The sequence below is a fragment of the Microbacterium marinum genome, assembly GCF_014204835.1.
GTDB classification, from domain to species: domain Bacteria; phylum Actinomycetota; class Actinomycetes; order Actinomycetales; family Microbacteriaceae; genus Microbacterium; species Microbacterium marinum.
Map to the genome: position 1 here is coordinate 199176 of NZ_JACHMD010000001.1, position 18393 is coordinate 217568.

The following is an 18393-nucleotide window of genomic DNA, read 5'->3' on the forward strand; positions in this document are numbered from 1 at the left end:
AGGAGATCGGATGCTGCCACCCGACGTCATCGCCCGGATCGCCGACGAGCTGGCCGAGGCCGACCGCACCCACGGCGTGATCCCCCGCATCACGGCGCGGTACCCCGACGCGACGATCGAGGACTCGTACGCCATCCAGGGCGTCTGGCGCGACAAGAACCTCGCCGCCGGCAGGCGCCTCGTCGGGCGGAAGATCGGCCTCACCTCGAAGGCGATGCAGCAGGCCACCGGGATCACCGAACCCGACTACGGCGTCATGTTCGACGACACCGTCCACCGGTCCGGTGCGGAGATCGAGACCTCCCGGTTCTCGAACGTGCGCATCGAGGTGGAGCTCGCCTTCGTGCTGCGCGAACCGCTCGAAGGACCGGACTGCACGCTCGACGACGCGCTGGCCGCGATCGACTACGCGATCCCGGCGCTCGAGGTGCTCAACTCGCACATCGAGCTCGAGGGTCGCACGATCGTCGACACGATCTCCGACAACGCCGCCTACGGCGCGATGGTGCTCGGTGAGGTGCGCAAGCGTCCCGACGAGATCGACCTGCGCTGGGTGCCGGGCGTCCTCTCCCGCAACGGCGAGATCGAAGAGACCGGTGTCGCCGCCGGCGTGCTCGGGCACCCCGCGACCGGAGTAGCGTGGCTCGCCAACAAGTTCGCGCAGCACGGCGCACGACTCGAGGCCGGCGAGATCATCCTCGCCGGGTCGTTCACCCGCCCCATGTGGGTGGCCGCCGGAGACGAGGTCGTCTGCGACTACGGACCGATGGGAACAGTGACATGCCGCTTCACCTGAACGACACGCTGCGCGAGGCGATCGCGGCATCCGATCGTCCGCTGGCGGGTATCTGGGTGTGCTCCGGCTCGCCGCTGGTCGCGGAGATCTGCGCCGGTTCCGGCCTGGACTGGACGCTCATCGACATGGAGCACTCCCCCAACGGTCTGGAGTCGGTGCTCGCGCAGCTGCAGGCCGTCGCGGCCTACCCGATCACCCCGGTGGTGCGGGTGCCGATCAACGATCCCGTGATCATCAAGCAGGTCCTCGACCTCGGCGCGCAGAACCTGCTGGTGCCGATGGTGTCGACGGCCGCGGAAGCGGAAGCAGCCGTCGCCGCCGTGCGGTACCCGCCGCGAGGCCAGCGCGGCGTCGGCTCCGCCCTCGGCCGCTCCGCCCGCTGGAACCGGGTGACGGACTACCTGACCGACGCCGATCGGCACGTCTCGCTGTTCGTGCAGATCGAGACGTCCGCGGGGGTCGAGGCTGCCGCCGACATCGCCGCCGTGGACGGGGTGGACGGGGTGTTCGTCGGCCCGAGCGACCTGGCCGCCTCGATGGGGCTGCTCGGCCAGCAGACGCATCCCGACGTCGTCGCCGCCGTGCACCGCGCATTCGATGCCGTCATCACTGCGAGCAAGCCGGTCGGCGTGAACGCCTTCGATCCGGATGCCGCGCAGGCGTACCTCGAGGCGGGCGCCTCGTTCGTGCTCGTCGGCGCGGATGTGGCGCTCCTGGCTCGCGGGTCCGAAGCGCTCGCGGCACGCTGGTCGCCGGCCGGCGGATCCGATGGCCCGGCGAAGAGCTACTGACCCTGGGGCGCGCGGCCCGCTTCGTATATGATCTGAGCGTCCGGTACGAACGACCCTGCCGGTGCTCGAAAAAGGGGCACGCAGCCGTGCACACCACGCGCGAGACACATACGGCCTCAGCATCCGTACGTCGTCCTCGCGATCCGTGAGGGCCGAAAGGCTCCGTCATGCCCACCGTCTCCGCGCACGTCGCGCACGCCCTCGCCCAGCACATCGATCACGTCTTCGGGGTGATGGGCAACGGCAACGCCTACGTCCTCGACGCCCTCGAGCGCGAGACGTCCGCGACCTACACCGCCGTCCGCCACGAGGCGGGTGGCGTCGTCGCCGCCGACGCCTACCACCGCGCGTCCGGCCGGATCGCCGCCGCCACCGCGACCTACGGAGCCGGGTTCACGAACACGCTCACCTCCCTCGCCGAGGCAGCCCAGGCGCACGTGCCGCTCGTCGTGATCGTCGGCGACGCTCCGACCGCCGGCCCCCGCGCGTGGGACGTCGATCAGATCGCGCTCGCCTCGGCGGTCGGGGTCCGCACATACACGGTCGGACGGACCGATGCCGCCGCGACCACCGTCATCGCGATCGAGCACGCCCTCACCTATCGCGTGCCGACCGTCCTCGCCGTGCCGTACGACGTCGCCACCCTCGACGCCGGCCCGGTGCTCCCGGCCCCCGAGCCGCGCCTCCCCGCCGCGCTGGCTCCGAGCAGCCCGTTCGCCCAGGGCACGATCCGCGAGATCGCCGCGGCGCTCGCGGGAGCCGAGCGTCCGCTCCTCCTCGCCGGGCGAGGGGCGTGGATCTCGGGTGCGGGCGAGGCCCTGGGCGCGCTGGCCGACCTGACCGGGTCGATCACCGCGACATCGGCGCTCGGCCGCGGGGTCTTCCCGAACGCCGCGTTCGATCTCGGCGTCACCGGCGGATTCGGGGCGGAGGGGGCGATGGACCTCATCCGCGACGCCGACGTCGCCGTCGTGTTCGGCGCGTCCCTCAACCAGTTCACGATGCGCTTCGGCGAGCTGTTCGCGCCGACGACCCGCGTCTTCCAGGTCGACCTCGCCCCCACCGCGACGCATCCGCACGTCGGCGGGTATGTGCGCGGCGATGCGACGCTCGTCGCCGACGCCATCGTGGCCGCGCTGCGTTCCGCCGGGTCCGCCCCGACCGGCTGGCGGGAGTCCGTCGATCTCACGCCGCTGCGCGCGTACGACCCGGGTGACGGGATCGCCCCCGACGGACGCCTCGACCCACGCTCGGTCGCTGCCCGCATCGGCGAGCTCCTCCCGGCTGACCGCATCGTCGTGTCGGACGGCGGTCACTTCATCGGCTGGGCGAACATGTACTGGCCCGTCGCCTCGCCCGACCGGATGATGATGATCGGCACTGCCTTCCAGTCGATCGGCCAGGGGTGGCCGTCGGTCGTGGGCGCGTCGATGGCCGACACGGATGCCACGGTCGTCCTGACCACCGGTGACGGCGGCGGCTTGATGGCGCTGGCCGACCTCGAGTCGGCGGTCCGGGTTGCCGGGGGGCGGGGGCTCGCCGTCGTGTGGAACGACGCCGCGTACGGTGCCGAGGTGAACCTGTACGGGCTCAAGGGGCTCGCGCGCGAACCGATGATGATCCCCCAGGTCGACTTCGCCGCCCTCGCGAGCGGTGTCGGCGCCGAGGGTGTCGCCGTCGAGCGGATCGCCGACCTCGAACGTCTCGGCACGTGGGCGGCGACACCCGCCGCTGAACGGCCGTTCCTCGTGCTCGACTGCCGCATCTCGGGCGATGTGATCGCGCCGTATCAGGAGGAGATCATGCGGGTGAACGGCGTGACCCGACCGGTCGCCGCGGCGCCCGGCAGCCTCGACTGAGGGGGATCGTCACCGCTGGCCCGTAGCGCGACGCGGACCGCCGTTCCGTCCGGCCTCAGCGGTCTCAGCGGTCTTCGGCCGCCGCGGTGTGGTGGCGGATGACTTCCGCGACGACGAAGTTGAACCACTTCTCCGCGAACTCGGGGTCGAGGTCGGCTTCCTCGGCGAGCCGGCGCAGCCGTGCGGTCTGCTGCTCCTCACGCGAGGGGTCGGATGCCGGCATCCCGTGCTCCGCCTTCAGCACGCCGACCTGCTTGGTGCAGCGGAAGCGCTCGGCGAGCATGAAGACGAGCGCCGCATCGATGTTGTCGATGCTGGAACGCAGGCTGTGCAGCTGGGCGATCGGGTCGGTCATGATTCCTCCGCGCCCGACCCTATCGCGCGTGGGATGGCCCTGCCGCCGCGCCCCCCCGCCGCGGGTCAGGTCGGCTCGGTCGTGCGGACGAGGCCGCAGGTCAGGCAGGACCACACGACGAGGAACCGCTCGTCGTCGAGGATCTCGAACCGCAGCGGGTCGCCGCAGGTGGGGCACGCGCGCGGGTCGACGGTCGGGCGACTCATCTCAGAGGTCGACCCGGCGCCCGAAGCGGCGCTCACCGCGTGGCCGAGGCGAGCAGGTCGCCGCGGCACGGAGCCGGACGATCTCGTGCGGCTGCAGCCCGGCGGCCTCGCCGAAGTCCTCGAGCGACGAGAAGCCGTTCTGCTTCGTGCGCTCCTTCACCACGCGGCGAGCGCGGGTGCGGTTCATGCCGGGCAGGTCCTGCAGCTCTTCAGCCGTCGCCGTCTGCACGTCGACCGGTTCGGCGGGAGCCTCCGACGCCAGCAGGTCGGACGACCCCGCCCCCAGATCAGCCGCGATCCTGGTCGCCTCGGATTCGGCGGCCTTCTCGTCGCGCTCTCGGGCTCCCCGCGACGCCGACCGCTTCGAACGCGAGGAACGCGACGAGCGCGAGGACCCCGCAGGCCGCGGCGCGCGAGCCCCCGACTGCTCGGCGCCCGCGGCATCCGACCCTCGCAGACTCTGACCCCGGCTACGACGCTCCCACATCGTGCGCAGCCAGCCCGGATTCAGGGCGAGTGCGACCACGATCCCCGCGAGGTGCGCGACCGAGTTCACGAGATCGTCGAGCGGACCCCAGACCTCGATCCCGAGGGTGATCGACACGATGACGATCAGGATGCCGGTGACGAGGGCGGCCACCCGACGCGAGATGAGACCGATCGCGAGGAAGCCGATCCACGCGAAGCCCGGGCCGAACAGGGTCAGCACGAGCCACGCGCTCATCCCCAGCAGCCACCCGAAGCCGGGGACCTGCGTCTGCCGCGAGGCGATCGTCATGCCCAGTCCTTCACGTTCAGGACCATCGTCACGGTGTCCTCGTCGTCGCGCGTCTCGGAGACGAGCTCGAACCCGGCCGCATCCGCCCGCGAGCGGATCCGCTCCGCGACGGCCCGCTGGACGTGCGCGGCGTACGCGGCATCCAGTCGCCCGATGAAGGTCGTCGCCTCCTCTTCCGACACGTCGTGCCCGTCGACGCGCTCGAGGTGCGCCGCCCACACGCCGTCCTCGGTGCGTGTCATCTCGACCTCGAACCCGTCGACGACCGCGACCAGCGAGCCGTCCCGAGAGTCGACCGAGATCGCCCCGAGATCGCGCAATGCGGCGGCGAGCAGGTCGGGGTCCTTCATGCGCGTCTGCACCGCGACGGCGACCGGCTCTCCCCCACCGCCCTCGGGCTTCGTCCCCGCGAACTCGCGCGCGGCCCCGGCCACCCCGGTCGCACCCAGAGCGGCAGCGGCGGCGAGCGCCGCCGGAATCAGGATCAGCGAGATGCTCATGAGGGGTTCTCCTTCTCGAGGGTGGCGACGGCGACCGTCGACGGTCGGTCGGCGCGGATGCCGAGATCGTCGAGGAGCGCGGCCAGCGCGGCATCCGTGGCCCATCCGTTCACCGCGACGGTGCCGTCGCGCGAGATGCGCACTTCGAGCGAGTCGGCGCCGCCGGCCGACGCGATCGCTTGGACCCGGTCGGCGTAGACGGGGGTCAGGGCACGGATGGACTGGTTGCGCGAGCCGATCCACGGCCGGGTCGTGTCGGGCAGGTCGCGCAGGTACGGACCGTCGCAGAGCAGGTCGGTCGCCGCCAGCAGACGCGCGATGTCGGGTCGGGTGGCCGCCCAGACGCGCAGGCGCTCGAGGGTGTACCCGCTGAAGGTCATCACCGTCAGGCCCGCATCGCGGAACGCCTCGGCAACGACGGCCAGCGCGCCGGCCTGGTCGAACGGCTCCCCGCCGAGCAGGGTGATCCCGCGGGCTCCCGCGGCGGTCGCGGCTGCCACCCACCGGTCCGCGAGTTGACCCGGGGCCTCGGAGTGCGCACCGCGGACGGCCCACAGCTGCGGGTTGAAGCATCCGGGGCAGCGCACGGCGCACCCCTGCACCCAGACGGCCGCGCGCCGTCCCGGTCCCTCTGCCTCCGTCGCGGGTACGAACCGCGACCATCGCAACGCTCCGTCGCCCGGCGGCGGCGGAGCGGTGCCGAGGAGGCTCTGCTCGCCGCCGCGGCCGACAGCCTCGGCGACGGTCACAGATCCTCCTCGACGTACGTGTCGGATGCCGCGGTGGTCTCGACCCGGCGGTAGTCATCGGTGAACGTCGACGATGTCGTCTCGGCGTCGAGGAGCGCCTCGAGCTGCTGGATGTAGTCGAGGCACTCGGGGCCGGTCATGCCGAAGGTCTCGGCGGCGACCGATCCGTCGGCGCGGAGCTGAACGACGAGCTTCTTCATCATCGACCTCAATAGTCCACGGTCCGGCCGCCCCGGCGGGGCGACAGCGAGCCTTCGTGTTCGGCGCCGGCGAGTTCGCTGGTGTCGAAGTCTTCCGCGCCGGTCGCCCGGACGGCGCGCTGCGTCGCCCAGTCGCGGATGCGCTGCACCTCTTCGGCCTGGGTGACGGCGAGGGGGATCGTCGAGGCGACCACACCGGCGAGGGTGTCGAGGCCGACCGTCCCCTTCGCGCTGAATCCCTCGTACAGGGCGGAGACGACCGCCTGCTCGATCTCGGCGCCGGAGTGGTTCTCGCTGGCGGCGATGAGGGCGTCCACCGCCGATCGATCGGATGCCACGGCGCCGAGGCCATTGGCATCCGTCGCCCGTGCCTGCAGCTGGAGCTCCCAGATGGCTTCGCGTTCGACGGCGGTGGGCAGGTCGACGAAGAAGATCTCGTCGAAACGCCCCTTGCGCATGAACTCCGGCGGCAGGACGTCGATGTTGTTGGCCGTGGCGACAACGAAGACGGGGTGCTTCTTCTCCTGCATCCAGGTGAGGAAGGTGCCGAAGACGCGCGCGGTGGTGCCCGAATCCCCCTGCCCGGTGGTGTTCGAGAAGCCCTTCTCGATCTCGTCGACCCAGAGGATGCACGGGGCGACGGCCTCGGCGGTGGCGATCGCGGTGCGCAGGTTCTGCTCGCTGGATCCGACGAGCCCGGAGAAGATCCGGCCGATGTCGAGGCGGAGCAGCGGGAGGCCCCACGACGCCGCCGTCGCCTTGGCGGTCATCGACTTGCCGCACCCGGGGACGCCGGTGATGAGCACACCCTTCGGCGCCGGGAGGCCGTACTCCTGCGCCCCGCGGAGCCACGACCCCTTCCGGCGGTCGAGCCAGCGCTTGAGGTTGTTCAGCCCGCCCACGTCGTCGAGATCGAGCTCCGCCTTCACGAACTCGAGCACGCCCGACTTGCGCACCACCTGACGCTTCTCGTCGAGGACGACGTCGATGTCGGCGCCCGAGAGCGTGCCGTCGTTGACCATCGCACGCGCGAAGGCGTTCTCGGCCTCGGCCATCGTGAGGCCGAGCGCGGCGTGCACCAGCTGTTCGCGCGCGGCGTCGTCGGCCGAGACCTTGATGTCGCGCGCGTTGTTGTCGATCATCGTGTCGAGCAGCTCGCGGATCTCCTCCGCGCTCGGCAGGGGGAAGTCGAACAGGTGCGTCAGCTCGTCGAGCTCGGGCGGGATGACCCGCACCGGTGCGGTGACGACGAGGGTCCGTGAGACGTCGCCGTGACGGAACTCGAGGGCCGTCTCGCGGACGGTGCGGACGATCGCCGGATCGCCGGAGCGGTGCTCGGTGCCGAAATAGGCGTGCAGGTCGCAGAAGATGAAGACGCTCGGCTCGGTCACCCCGGCGGCGTGCTGGAGCGCGCGCGACGGGTTCGCCGTGTTGGAGACCGTCTTGCCGTCGGGTCCGATGAGGCCCAGCGCCGACGTCCACGACCACACCGCCCGGCGGTTGCGCTGCGCCTCGGCGGCATCCGTGATGGCGGCGACGGCGCGCACCTCCTCACCGGTCTCGATGTAGAGCAGCGGCAGGCGCGCTTTGAAGGCCTCGTCCAGCGTCTTCGCGAAGGTCACGTCTTCTCCTGTGTGTCGGTCTGCGGGGCGTCGTTCAGGGCGTGGATGCCGGTTGGTCGAGGGTGATGGTCCACGATCCCGCACCGTCGTCGACGTCCACGCGGAGCACGACGGTGTCGGATGTCACCCACGAGGCGCGCTGGTCGACGTCGTCGACGCCCTCGACGAGTTCGGTGACGGCGCCGGGCACGATAGCGTCGACGGTGAAGAACCCGTCGCCGGTGAACGTGAAGCGGCCGCTCAGCGCCTCGCCGTCGTAGACGAGCAGGGCGGGGCCTTCTCCCGAGACCGTGGGACCGCCGAAGGGCGTGGGCTCCTCGAGGGTCACGGTCGCCTTCCAGTCGGTCAGGCGCGGCGCGAACCAGAGCCGACCGCCGGTCCGTCCCGGAAAGATCACCTGATCGCGTCCGTCGCTGATGAGCCCGATGTACTCAGGACGCTCGACCGTGACGCTCACCCCGGCGTCGAGCTGCTGGTACACGTTCGTGTAGTTCTCGCCGCCTTCGGTGACGGGGCCGATCACCCAGAGAGCGTCGCCGGCGGGCAGGTCGATCCACCCGCCGTCCGCCGTCCCGACGATCTCGTCGTCCACGATCTCGAGCTCGCCGATGTCGGGGTTCTCCCATGGACGCAGCTCGTACCGGTTCGGATCGGTGAAGATCAGGCCGCCGGTGTCGGGGTTGACCCCGAGGAAGGGCATCGTCAGCAAGGCGACCACGATCGCGGCGACGCTCCCGGTCAGCCAGGTGATCGCGGAGAACCGTCGGATGCGCGCATCGGCGAGGCTCACGGGGTCGCCTCCGGCGCGGGCGCGTCGTCAGTCGGGCTCGGGACGGGCGAAGCGTCGCCCGTCGGACTGGGGCCGGGCGAGGCGGCATCCGTCGGGAAACCGATGCGCCAGCCGGCGTCACCCCAGGACTGCACGTCGAAGAGCACGCGGGGCGAGTCCTGCCAGGCGATGGACTGGTCGAGGGGGGACACCGCCGAGAGAACCCGTTGGGTGCCGTGCACGGTCGCGACCGAGATCATGACGTCGCCGTCGCCGCGGGCACTCAACCGCGCCGTGCTCTCCCCGCCGTCGTAGAGGAACGCGTCGGATTCGAAGCCCGAGACGACATCGGTCACGGCGTCGAGGCCACCGAAACTCACGCGGCCCCGCCACGTGCCGTCGTTGGGTCCGTTGATCCACAGCTCGACGTCGGGCTGCTCGACCAGGATGGCCACCCGCCCGTCGCCGAGGGAGTGGAAGTCGGGCGGCTCGTGGCCGTCTCCCGCCGTCACGATGCGGCCACCAGTGCCCGTGACCCACACTCCGCCGAAGTACGATTCCGGCTCCGGTGTCAGGATGATCGGCTCGCCGACGTCGACGCCGGTCAGCGAGATCATCGCGCCGTCGCGTCCTTCATACAGGCCCCCGCCGAGATCCTCGGCCGGGATCGGCGTGTCACTCGTCCACGGTGACAGTCGGTAGTCGTCATCCACGCCCTCGCCGAGACCGGCCACGTCGAAGCCGCCTTCATCGGCGAAGAACCACGCGATGAGGGCGACCAGGAGCAGGCCCGACACCCAGACGACGGCACTGAACCCGGCAAGACGTCCGTCCGCGGTCGGGCGCGCGCCCGCCCCACTCGACGTCCCCGAACTCATACGCCCCCTTCGCCCGACGGAAACAGGCTACCCGGCGGCCGGATCAGACCGGGAAGGGGAGGATCGCGGTGGGCGACGGTGCTATGGTGCGGTGCCGCACGCGACCCGGAGCACCGGTGCGCGCGTCGAGGGCGAGAGAGGCGATCTCGTCGGAGCGCTGTCCCGCGACCAGCACGGTGTCGCGGGCGATGATGTGGTGCCGCGGCCACGAGACCCCCGCCTCCGACAGCGCCGTCGTCCGCACCTCGTCGCCGCTGCCGAGCACCCGCAGCGTCGCGATCGTGTCACTGCCGCGAAGACCCGCGTAGAGGACCTCGCCGTCGCGGGAGAGCGCCAACTCCGCTGCGGCGTCGCCCGGCATCCCCCCGAGCGACACCCCGCCCACGATGCGCCACGAACCCGTCGGCGTCTGCCCGAGGGTGAACACTTCGCCGGAATGCTCCGTGACGACGTAGAGGTGACCACTGGGATGCCACACCATGTGTCGTGGTCCGGTGCCCACTGGCAGTCGCACGCGCTGCGCCTCGCCGTCGGTACGCCAGAAGCGCACCAGGTCGAGGCCGAGGTCGGTCGTCGCGAGCAGGCCCGGCCCGACGAGCGCCGCCTGGTGCGCTCGGGACACGCGAGCCTGCGCGGTGGCGTTCCCGGCATCGGGCACGGCGTCGACCTCGGTGGGCTCGGGAAGCAGGTGGGCGGCGTCCTCCCCGACGGCCGCCCGCACCGCCCGCAGCGCGTCGTCGTATCGGGTGCGATCGGTGTCTTCGGGTTCCGCGCCGGCGTCGACGGCCGCCCACGCGACGGCCGCTCCCGGACGCCCCGCCGCGTCGAGGGCGACGCGCACCACGGCGCCGTCGCCCCAGCACGACACGATCAGCGCCTGCGGAAGGGCGAGCACGTGGCACGGCGCCGCACCGACGGCGACCGGGCGACCCAGCGGCGCGAAGGTGGTCTCGCCCGTCCGGCGGAACGCCTGGACGGCCCCCTGGCCCTCGAGCGTCGCGTACACGACGTCGAGGTGCGGATGCCGCGCCACCCACGACGGCGACGCCGCGCCGGCGACCGCGTCGGCGACGCCGAGCGGTCCGCTCGCGAGCGGCGAGTCGGCGGCGCCGGCGGTCAGGACGCCGATGCCCTCGGCGGATCCGCCGAGGTCGGCGCCGTACCCGCCGAGCAGGTAGCGCACGGCGTCAGTCGAGCAGGCCGTGACGCACGATCACCGCGTCGCGGGCCGCGCCCACGCCGATGACCGAGATGCGGGTGCCGCTGATCTTCTCCAGGGCGAGGACGTACTCCTGCGCCGCGACAGGCAGGTCCTCGAAGGTGCGCGCCGTCGAGATGTCCTCGGTCCAGCCGGGGAAGTACTCGAGGATCGGCGTCGCGTGGTGGAAGTCCGACTGGTTCACCGGAACCTCGTCGAACCGCTCGCCGTCGACGTCGTACGCGACGCAGACCGGGATCTCGGTCAGGCCGGTGAGGATGTCGAGCTTGGTCAGCACGAGGTCGGTGATGCCGTTGATCCGGGTCGCGTAGCGCGTGATCGGGGCGTCGTACCAGCCGACGCGGCGCGGACGGCCGGTCGTCGTGCCGAACTCGAACCCGCGCGAGCGCAGGAAGTCGCCGCTCTCGTCGAACAGCTCGGTCGGGAACGGACCGGATCCGACACGGGTCGTGTACGCCTTCACGATGCCCACGATGCGGTCGAGGCGGTTCGGACCGACACCCGAACCGGTGGCCGCACCGCCCGCGGTCGCGGACGACGACGTGACGAAGGGGTAGGTGCCGTGGTCGATGTCGAGCATCGTCGCCTGGCCACCTTCGAAGACGACGACCTCACCGGCATCCAACGCCTGGCTCAGCAGCAGACCGGTGTCGCACACCATCGGACGCAGCCGCTCGGCGTAGGAGAGGAGATCCTCGACGACCTCGTCGACCGTGATCGCGCGACGGTTGAAGACCTTCACCAGCAGGTGGTTCTTCTGGTCGAGAGCACCCTCGACCTTCTGACGCAGGATGTTCTCGTCGAAGAGGTCCTGCACCCGGATGCCGGTGCGGTTGATCTTGTCGGCGTAGGTCGGGCCGATGCCGCGGCCGGTCGTGCCGATCATGCGCTTGCCCAGGAACCGCTCGGTGACCTTGTCGAGGGTGCGGTGGTACTGCGTGATGATGTGCGCGTTCGCGCTCACCTTCAGCCGCGACACGTCGACGCCGCGCGCCTGCAGGGCGGTGAGCTCCGCGAACAGCACCTCGAGGTCGATGACCACGCCGTTGCCGATGACGGCGTTCACGCCGGGCGAGAGGATGCCGCTGGGCAGGAGATGCAGCGCGTACTTCTCGTCGCCGATGACGACCGTGTGGCCGGCGTTGTTGCCGCCGTTGAACTTGACGACCCAGTCGGTCCGCTCACCCAGGAGGTCGGTGGCTTTGCCCTTGCCCTCGTCCCCCCACTGAACGCCGACGATCACAATGCCTGGCATGGGCTACTCCCCCGTTATCGGACGGTTACACCCCATCCTATCGGGCGAGGCCTGCGCCGCCCTCGTCGATGACGGATGCCGCGGCGCGTTCGCTAGGGTTCCGTCATGCGCATCCCCGCCTGGCCGACGGTGTGGTCGGCCATCCGCCTGCTCACCGCGGCCCTGCTCATCGCCGCCGTCGTCACCCAGTTCGTGTCGACCGTGCGGGGTGCGATCGACGACGAGCGCGACACCGTCACGACGATCGCGAACTTCTTCAGCTATTTCACGATCCTCTCGAACCTCGTCGGCGCCTTCGCGCTGCTGGCCGCGGCCCTGTGGTTCTGGCTCCGACCGCGCCACGACGTCATCGAGCCCTTTGGCGTCGCGGTCGCCCTGGCGTGCGCGACCACCTATCTCGCGATCACCGGCATCGTCTACAACACGCTGTTGCGCGGCCTGCCCAGCCTGTCCGACGACTCCGTGCCGTGGACCAACGAGGTGCTTCACGTCGTCGGCCCCATCCTCCTCGTGCTCGACCTGCTCCTCGCCCCGATGCGCCGACGCCTGCCGTGGCGTTCCGTCCTCGGCATCCTGGTCTTCCCGATCATCTGGATCGTCTACACGCTCATCCGGGGACCGTTCGTGACGAACCCGCTGGACGGGGTGGAGTTCTGGTACCCGTACCCGTTCCTGAACCCCAACGGCGTCGCCGGCTGGGGCGGCGTGGGGGCGTACGTCATCGGCATCGCGCTCGCGTTCGTCGTCGTGGGGACGATCGTGGTGTGGGTCGGTCGGTTGCGCGCGGGCCGATCCGGCGTCGCGTCGGAGCGGGAGCGCGCCGGGACAGCCGTCTGACCGCGCGGCATCGACTGCGCTCAGTCGAGTCGCCGAGCCGACGCGAAACGCGGCATCCGATCGCTCCAGCGGACAGATTGCGTCGGCTCGACGCACGCGCGGGATGCCGCGACTCCGACCGCCATTGAGCTCAGTCCAGTCGCCGAGCCGACTCCCGCACGATGAGGTGGGTCGCGATCGGGGTGTCCTCGCTCAGCCCGTCGGGCTCCTCGACGGCGAGGAGGACCTTCTGCATCATCAGTTCCCCGAGCGCACGGAAGTCCTGCCGGACCGTCGTGAGCGCGGGCGCCAGGTAGGCGGCCTCGGGCACGTCGTCGAATCCGACGACGCCGACGTCCTCCGGCACCCGGAGTCCTCGCCCTCGGAGGGCCGACAACAGGCCGATCGCCATGTGGTCGTTGCCGACGAAGACCGCGGTGTCGGGCTCCGCCTCGAGCACCGTGCCGATCTCGTGACCGCTCGGCGCCGACCAGTCCCCGTGCCCCGGTTCTTCAGGCACGAGGCCGCGGGCGGCCAGCTCGTCGCGCCACCCCCGGATGCGCTCGATCGCGTCCGGGTTGCGCGGCGCACCGGCGACAGGCGGGCGGCGTGGTCGATAGCTGCCCGCAGGGGTCACCGGGGCCGCCACCAGATGTGAGCATTCACATCCTGCCCTCCCGCCTCATCGCCCCGGCTGCCACCCCCGGGATCAACGCTGACCCGACGCAAAACGCGTCATCCGATCGCCCGAGCGGACAGGTCGCGTCGGCTCGACGCGGGCGAGGGGATGCCGGGGCGGAACGGGCGACCGAAACGTGCACGCTCCGCTCAGTAGAATCGAGGCATGTCGAAGGTCCTCCAGTCCCTGCCCGTCGGCGAGCGCGTCGGCATCGCCTTCTCCGGGGGCCTTGACACCTCCGTCGCCGTCGCGTGGATGCGCGACAAGGGCGCCGTCCCCTTCACCTACACCGGCGACCTCGGCCAGTACGACGAAGACGACATTGAGTCGATCCCAGGTCGCGCGCTGCAATACGGCGCTGAGGGCTCCCGGCTCATCGACTGCAAGCCGATGATGGTCGAGGAGGGCCTCGTCGCCCTCTCGTGCGGCGCCTTCCACATCCGCAGCGGTGGACGCACCTACTTCAACACCACGCCGATCGGCCGCGCCGTCACCGGCACGATGCTCGTCCGCGCCATGAAGGAGGACGGCGTCGACATCTGGGGCGACGGCTCCACCTACAAGGGCAACGACATCGAGCGGTTCTACCGCTACGGCCTGCTCGCCAACCCGGCCCTGCGCATCTACAAGCCGTGGCTGGATGCCGACTTCGTCACCGAGCTGGGCGGCCGCACCGAGATGAGCGAGTGGCTCGTCGCGCACGGCTTCCCGTACCGCGACTCGGTGGAGAAGGCCTACTCCACCGACGCGAACATCTGGGGCGCGACCCACGAGGCGAAGACCCTCGAGCACCTCGACGTCTCGCTCGAGATCGTCGAGCCCATCATGGGCGTGCGCTTCTGGGACCCCGCCGTCGCCATCGAGACCGAGGACGTCTCGGTCACCTTCGAAGCGGGTCGCCCCGTCGCGATCAACGGCGTCGAGTACACCGACGCCGTGGCCCTGGTCATGGCGGCGAACGAGATCGGCGGGCGCCACGGCCTCGGCATGAGCGACCAGATCGAGAACCGCATCATCGAGGCAAAGAGCCGCGGCATCTACGAGGCACCGGGTATGGCGCTGCTGTTCGTCGCGTACGAGCGCCTCGTCAACGGCATCCTGAACGAGGACACCCTCGCGACGTACCACGAGCAGGGTCGCCGCCTGGGTCGGCTCATGTACGAGGGCCGCTGGCTCGAGCCGCAGTCGTTCATGCTGCGCGAGTCGATCCAGCGCTGGGTAGGGTCCGCGATCAGCGGCACCGTGACCCTCCGCCTGCGCCGCGGCGAGGACTACACGATCCTGAACACCGAATCGCGGAACCTGTCGTACTCGCCCGAGAAGCTCTCGATGGAGCGCGTCGGCGACGCCGCCTTCGGTCCCACCGACCGCATCGGCCAGCTCACGATGCGCAATCTCGACATCGCCGACTCGCGCGCGCGACTCGAGCACTTCGTCTCGCTCGGCATGATCGGCGGCGCGACCGCAGATCTCGTCGGCGAGCTGGAGCAGGGCGGAGCCGAGGCCATCACCGGGAACTCCGGTGAGGTCGATGAGCTGGCCGAGGCGATCGACGAGGCCGGCGACTCGGCATCGTTCGACTTCGGCGCCGACTGACCCGACGCAATCTGTCGCTTTCGCGGGTCGGATGCCGCACTTTGCGTCGGCTCGCGAGTGCGCGAGGTCGCTCCGTGCGCTGGGAGCTGGCTGAGATAACTTGCACACTGGTGTGCAGGTTATTACGCTCGAGGTCGTGACTGACACCGCCTCTCCCCGTCGGATCCGGAAGGATGCCGCGGCGAACCGCCTCGGGCTCCTCACCGCCGCCGCGCACACCCTCGCGCACGACCCGACGGCCTCCATCGACACGATCGCACGGGCGGCCGGCCTCAGCCGCCGAGCGCTCTACGGGCACTTCGACGACCGCGACGCGCTCGTGCGCGAGCTGATCGCCTCGGGAGCCGAGCGGTTCAACGCGATTGCGGAGGGCGTCGACGACTCCGGCCCCGCCCCCGTGGTCCTGGCCCGCCTCGCGCTCGCCCTGTGGGAGGGCGCCGCGCACGTCCAGTTCGCCGCCGCGATCGCCCTCGACGACATCCACGTGGGCGACACCGCCACCGTGCTCGTCCCCCTCCGTCGCCGCGTCCTCCGGATCATCGAGCGCGGGCGGGATGAGGGTACGTTCCGCACCGACCTGTCCGCCGTCACCGTCTCCCGCCTGGTCGAGGAAGCCGCGCGCACCGTCATCACCCGCCTCGATGGATCCCGACCGGATGCCGCCGATGTCGCCGCCCGCGCGATCCTCGGCGTCGCGGGCCTCGGGTGGCGGGAGGCCGACACGGTCCTCGGAAGCCTCCGCCCGTGAGGATCGAGCTCGACGCCGTGTCGAAGGGCCGCGCCGGCGGCATCCTGCCGCCGACATCGCTCGTCCTCGAATCAGGTCAGGCGACGCTGGCGACTGCGGAGACCGAGCAGCGCCCCTCGGTGCTGGGTCTCATCGCCACCGGCCGCATGCGGCCGTCAGCCGGGACGGTCACCGTCGACGGCCTGCGTTCCGCGCGCCGTGTGCGCCGGGCGAGCGCGCTCATCGATGCGCCCGACGTCAACGACCCGGCACCCGACGTCACGGTGGCAGGCATCGTGGCGGAGGAGCTCATGTTCGCTGGACGCCGGTCCGACCCCCTCGCCGCCCGGCGCTGGCTCGACCAGCACGGGCTGCGCCCCCTCGCGGCCACGCCGATGGGCGAGGTCTCCGCCGACGACCGCATCCGAATGCTCCTCGAACTCGCGAGCCTGCGTCCGGGAGTCGAGGCACTGGTCCTCGTCTCCCCCGATCGACACGGCGGCGACCCCGTGCACTGGTGGCGCATCGCGCAGAGCTTCGCCGACCGCGGTTTCGCGGTCCTCGTGATCGCAGGCATCGCCGCGGCGACAGCGCTCGCCCCGCCCACGACGACCCGCCGCCGACCGGCGCGACCCCGACTCCGGCCGGGGAGCGCACTGCGCCCCGCCCGCACACGCTCTCCCCGAGAAGACATCCACCCATGAAGATCCCCGCCATGTTCGCCGCTGAGCTGCGACGCCTCACCTCGACCCGGATGCGGGTCATCGCCCTCATCGCGCTTCTCCTCGTTCCGGTGCTCTACGGCGGCCTGTACCTCTGGGCGAATCAGGACCCGTACGGCAACCTGGACGAGGTGCCGGTGGCCCTCGTCGTCCAGGACGAGGGGGCGCAGCTGAACGGTGACGCGCGCAACCTCGGCGACGAGATCGCCGAGGACCTGATCGAGGACGGTGCGTTCGACTGGCATGCCGTGGATGCCGCGGGCGCCGAGCGCGGCCTCGCCGACGGCGCCTTCGACTTCGCGGTGACCCTGCCGGCCGATTTCACGTCGTCCGTCGCGTCGATCTCGACGGACGACCCGCGCCAGGCGGACATCGACCTGACGACCAACGACGCGAACAACTACCTCGCCTCGACGATCGGCTCCCAGGCGGTCGAGCGCATCCGGACCGCCATCACCGAGAAGGTGGTCCGCGAGGCGGGTCTGACCATGCTCGACGCACTGAACACGGTGCGCGTGAATCTGCTCGACGCCGCGGACGGAGCGACGCAGCTCGTCGACGGTCTCGACACCGCCGGTGCCGGAGCGGCCGACCTCGACGATGGAGCCGCGGCTCTCGCCCGCGGGACGGCCTCGCTCCGCAGCGGGTCCGCCGAGCTGGCGGCCGGCGTCGACACGATCGCGTCGAACCTCCGCACCCTCACCGACGGCGCCGACCAGGTCGCCGCCGGCACCGCCCGGCTCCGTGAGGTGGCCGACCGCGTGGGTGCGGCATCCGACTCCCTCTCCTCGGCGGTGCCCGATGTCCGGAGCGACCTCGCGGCGGCGTTGCGCGAGCAGGGGCTCGACGAGACCCGCATCGCGACCGTCCTCGAGACCCTCGACCCGCTCGGCTCACGCGTCGCGGAGCTGGACGACCGCGTGCAGGGCACGGTGGCCGACATCGACAGGCTCGACGACGGCGCCGCCCAGGTCGCGAGCGGAAGCGCTCGACTCGCCGACGGCGCCGCGACGGCTGCGACCGGTGCGCACGACCTCGCCGAGGGCACGGCCACGGCGGATGACGGCGCCCACCAGCTCAGCGACGGGACCGGCTCGTTGGTGAGCGGCATCCACCGCCTGGACGAGGGGGCCACCACCCTCCGAGACGGACTGCGCAGCGGCGCCGCGAAGCTGCCCGACGACGACGCCGACACCCGCGCCGCCCAGGCGGCCACGCTCGGCGACCCCGTCGGTGTGTCGGAGGACGCCCTGACCGAGGCGCAGAACTACGGCGCCGGACTTGCGCCGTTCTTCGCGGCCCTCGCGGGGTGGATCGGCATCTACGCCCTCTTCCTCATCGTGAAGCCCGTCTCGAAGCGGGCGGTGACCGCCCTCCGCTCCCCGGTGCGCGTCGCGCTGGCGGGCTGGGTGACACCCGCCCTTCTGGGAGCGGTGCAGATGACGGCGCTGTTCGGCATCCTGTCGATCGCGCTCGGCTTCGCGTTCACGCATCCGATCCCGACGCTCGGCATCCTCTTGCTCGCCTCGGCGACGTTCGCCGCGATCATCCTCGCTCTGAACGTCTGGCTCGGGTCGGTCGGTCAGTTCGTCGGCCTCGTGCTCATGGTGCTGCAGCTGGTGACCGCCGGCGGCACGTTCCCGTGGCAGACGCTTCCCGCGCCGCTCGCCGCGCTCCACCAGGTGCTCCCGATGGGGTATGTCGTCGACGCCATGCGGCAGGTCATGTACGGAGGTGACGCGTCTCGCGCGTGGGCGGATGCCGCGGTGCTCGCGACCTGGCTGGCCGTCGCCCTGGTCGTCGCCATCATCGGGGTCACGCGGATGACGCACCGCCGCACGATGCGCGATCTGCAGCCGAGCCTGATCGGCTGAGG

General features: G+C 71.2%; 20 protein-coding genes. 8 read left to right on the plus strand and 12 right to left on the minus strand.

Annotated features, from left to right (window positions below):
* The first annotated feature begins 10 nt into the window (after positions 1-10).
* The 3 genes from BKA24_RS00890 (at position 11) to BKA24_RS00900 (ending at position 3446) form a co-directional block, all read left to right on the plus strand.
* A complete protein-coding gene (locus BKA24_RS00890) occupies positions 11-796 on the plus strand; it encodes a 2-keto-4-pentenoate hydratase (protein ID WP_184214385.1) in 786 nt (261 codons plus the stop codon).
* Complete coding sequence (locus tag BKA24_RS00895; RefSeq protein ID WP_184214387.1) at positions 781-1587, plus strand: HpcH/HpaI aldolase family protein; 807 nt, start codon at positions 781-783, stop codon at positions 1585-1587. The genes BKA24_RS00890 and BKA24_RS00895 overlap by 16 nt, the downstream gene beginning before the upstream one ends.
* Before the next feature lie 167 nt (positions 1588-1754).
* Positions 1755-3446 (plus strand): thiamine pyrophosphate-binding protein, encoded by a 1692-nt coding sequence (locus BKA24_RS00900; protein ID WP_184214389.1) that lies wholly within the window; start codon positions 1755-1757, stop codon positions 3444-3446.
* 64 nt (positions 3447-3510) lie between these two features.
* Here the strand turns inward: BKA24_RS00900 and BKA24_RS00905 are convergent, their stop codons facing one another.
* From BKA24_RS00905 to BKA24_RS00955, 11 genes are all read right to left on the minus strand, one after another.
* Positions 3511-3801, minus strand: coding sequence for a chorismate mutase (locus tag BKA24_RS00905; RefSeq protein WP_184214391.1), 291 nt, complete (start codon positions 3799-3801; stop codon positions 3511-3513).
* 65 nt (positions 3802-3866) lie between these two features.
* The gene (locus BKA24_RS00910; protein ID WP_184214393.1) at positions 3867-4007 is read right to left on the minus strand and encodes a hypothetical protein; all 141 of its coding nucleotides are present in this window, start codon (positions 4005-4007) and stop codon (positions 3867-3869) included.
* Between the two features lies 1 nt (position 4008).
* Complete coding sequence (locus BKA24_RS00915; protein ID WP_184214396.1) at positions 4009-4785, minus strand: ComEA family DNA-binding protein; 777 nt, start codon at positions 4783-4785, stop codon at positions 4009-4011.
* Complete coding sequence (locus tag BKA24_RS00920) at positions 4782-5285, minus strand: hypothetical protein (protein ID WP_184214398.1); 504 nt, start codon at positions 5283-5285, stop codon at positions 4782-4784. The genes BKA24_RS00915 and BKA24_RS00920 overlap by 4 nt, the downstream gene beginning before the upstream one ends.
* Entirely contained in the window at positions 5282-6034 is a 753-nt protein-coding gene (locus tag BKA24_RS00925) for a 4Fe-4S cluster-binding domain-containing protein (protein WP_184214399.1), read from the minus strand. The genes BKA24_RS00920 and BKA24_RS00925 overlap by 4 nt, the downstream gene beginning before the upstream one ends.
* Entirely contained in the window at positions 6031-6237 is a 207-nt protein-coding gene (locus BKA24_RS00930; RefSeq protein ID WP_246366963.1) for a DUF2997 domain-containing protein, read from the minus strand. Before BKA24_RS00930 ends, BKA24_RS00925 begins: the two co-directional genes overlap by 4 nt.
* Before the next feature lie 5 nt (positions 6238-6242).
* Entirely contained in the window at positions 6243-7856 is a 1614-nt protein-coding gene (locus BKA24_RS00935) for an AAA family ATPase (RefSeq protein ID WP_184214400.1), read from the minus strand.
* A 34-nt stretch (positions 7857-7890) separates the two neighbouring features.
* Positions 7891-8646, minus strand: a complete 756-nt coding sequence (locus BKA24_RS00940) for a hypothetical protein (protein WP_184214402.1) — start codon at positions 8644-8646, stop codon at positions 7891-7893.
* Positions 8643-9503: a hypothetical protein gene (locus BKA24_RS00945; RefSeq protein ID WP_184214404.1), complete on the minus strand. Its 861-nt coding sequence runs from the start codon at positions 9501-9503 to the stop codon at positions 8643-8645. The genes BKA24_RS00940 and BKA24_RS00945 overlap by 4 nt, the downstream gene beginning before the upstream one ends.
* Positions 9504-9546: 43 nt before the next feature.
* Positions 9547-10686, minus strand: coding sequence for a beta-propeller fold lactonase family protein (locus tag BKA24_RS00950; protein ID WP_184214407.1), 1140 nt, complete (start codon positions 10684-10686; stop codon positions 9547-9549).
* 4 nt (positions 10687-10690) lie between these two features.
* Positions 10691-11977 (minus strand): adenylosuccinate synthase, encoded by a 1287-nt coding sequence (locus tag BKA24_RS00955; protein ID WP_184214409.1) that lies wholly within the window; start codon positions 11975-11977, stop codon positions 10691-10693.
* 105 nt (positions 11978-12082) lie between these two features.
* Here BKA24_RS00955 and BKA24_RS00960 point away from each other — a divergent pair, with 105 nt between their 5' ends.
* Complete coding sequence (locus tag BKA24_RS00960) at positions 12083-12814, plus strand: Pr6Pr family membrane protein (protein WP_221417249.1); 732 nt, start codon at positions 12083-12085, stop codon at positions 12812-12814.
* A 130-nt stretch (positions 12815-12944) separates the two neighbouring features.
* Here BKA24_RS00960 and BKA24_RS00965 read toward each other — a convergent pair whose 3' ends face one another.
* Complete coding sequence (locus BKA24_RS00965) at positions 12945-13442, minus strand: substrate-binding domain-containing protein (RefSeq protein WP_343065818.1); 498 nt, start codon at positions 13440-13442, stop codon at positions 12945-12947.
* Between the two features lie 195 nt (positions 13443-13637).
* On the opposite strand from BKA24_RS00965, the gene argG reads away from it, so the two are divergent.
* From argG to BKA24_RS00985, 4 genes are all read left to right on the plus strand, one after another.
* A complete protein-coding gene (gene argG / locus BKA24_RS00970; RefSeq protein ID WP_184214411.1) occupies positions 13638-15068 on the plus strand; it encodes an argininosuccinate synthase in 1431 nt (476 codons plus the stop codon).
* Positions 15069-15204: 136 nt separating this feature from the next.
* Positions 15205-15816, plus strand: a complete 612-nt coding sequence (locus BKA24_RS00975) for a TetR family transcriptional regulator (protein ID WP_184214413.1) — start codon at positions 15205-15207, stop codon at positions 15814-15816.
* On the plus strand, positions 15813-16499 hold the full coding sequence (locus tag BKA24_RS00980; RefSeq protein ID WP_184214415.1) for a hypothetical protein: 687 nt from the start codon (positions 15813-15815) through the stop codon (positions 16497-16499). The genes BKA24_RS00975 and BKA24_RS00980 overlap by 4 nt, the downstream gene beginning before the upstream one ends.
* On the plus strand, positions 16496-18391 hold the full coding sequence (locus BKA24_RS00985; RefSeq protein ID WP_184214417.1) for a YhgE/Pip family protein: 1896 nt from the start codon (positions 16496-16498) through the stop codon (positions 18389-18391). The genes BKA24_RS00980 and BKA24_RS00985 overlap by 4 nt, the downstream gene beginning before the upstream one ends.
* The last annotated feature ends 2 nt before the right edge of the window (positions 18392-18393 follow it).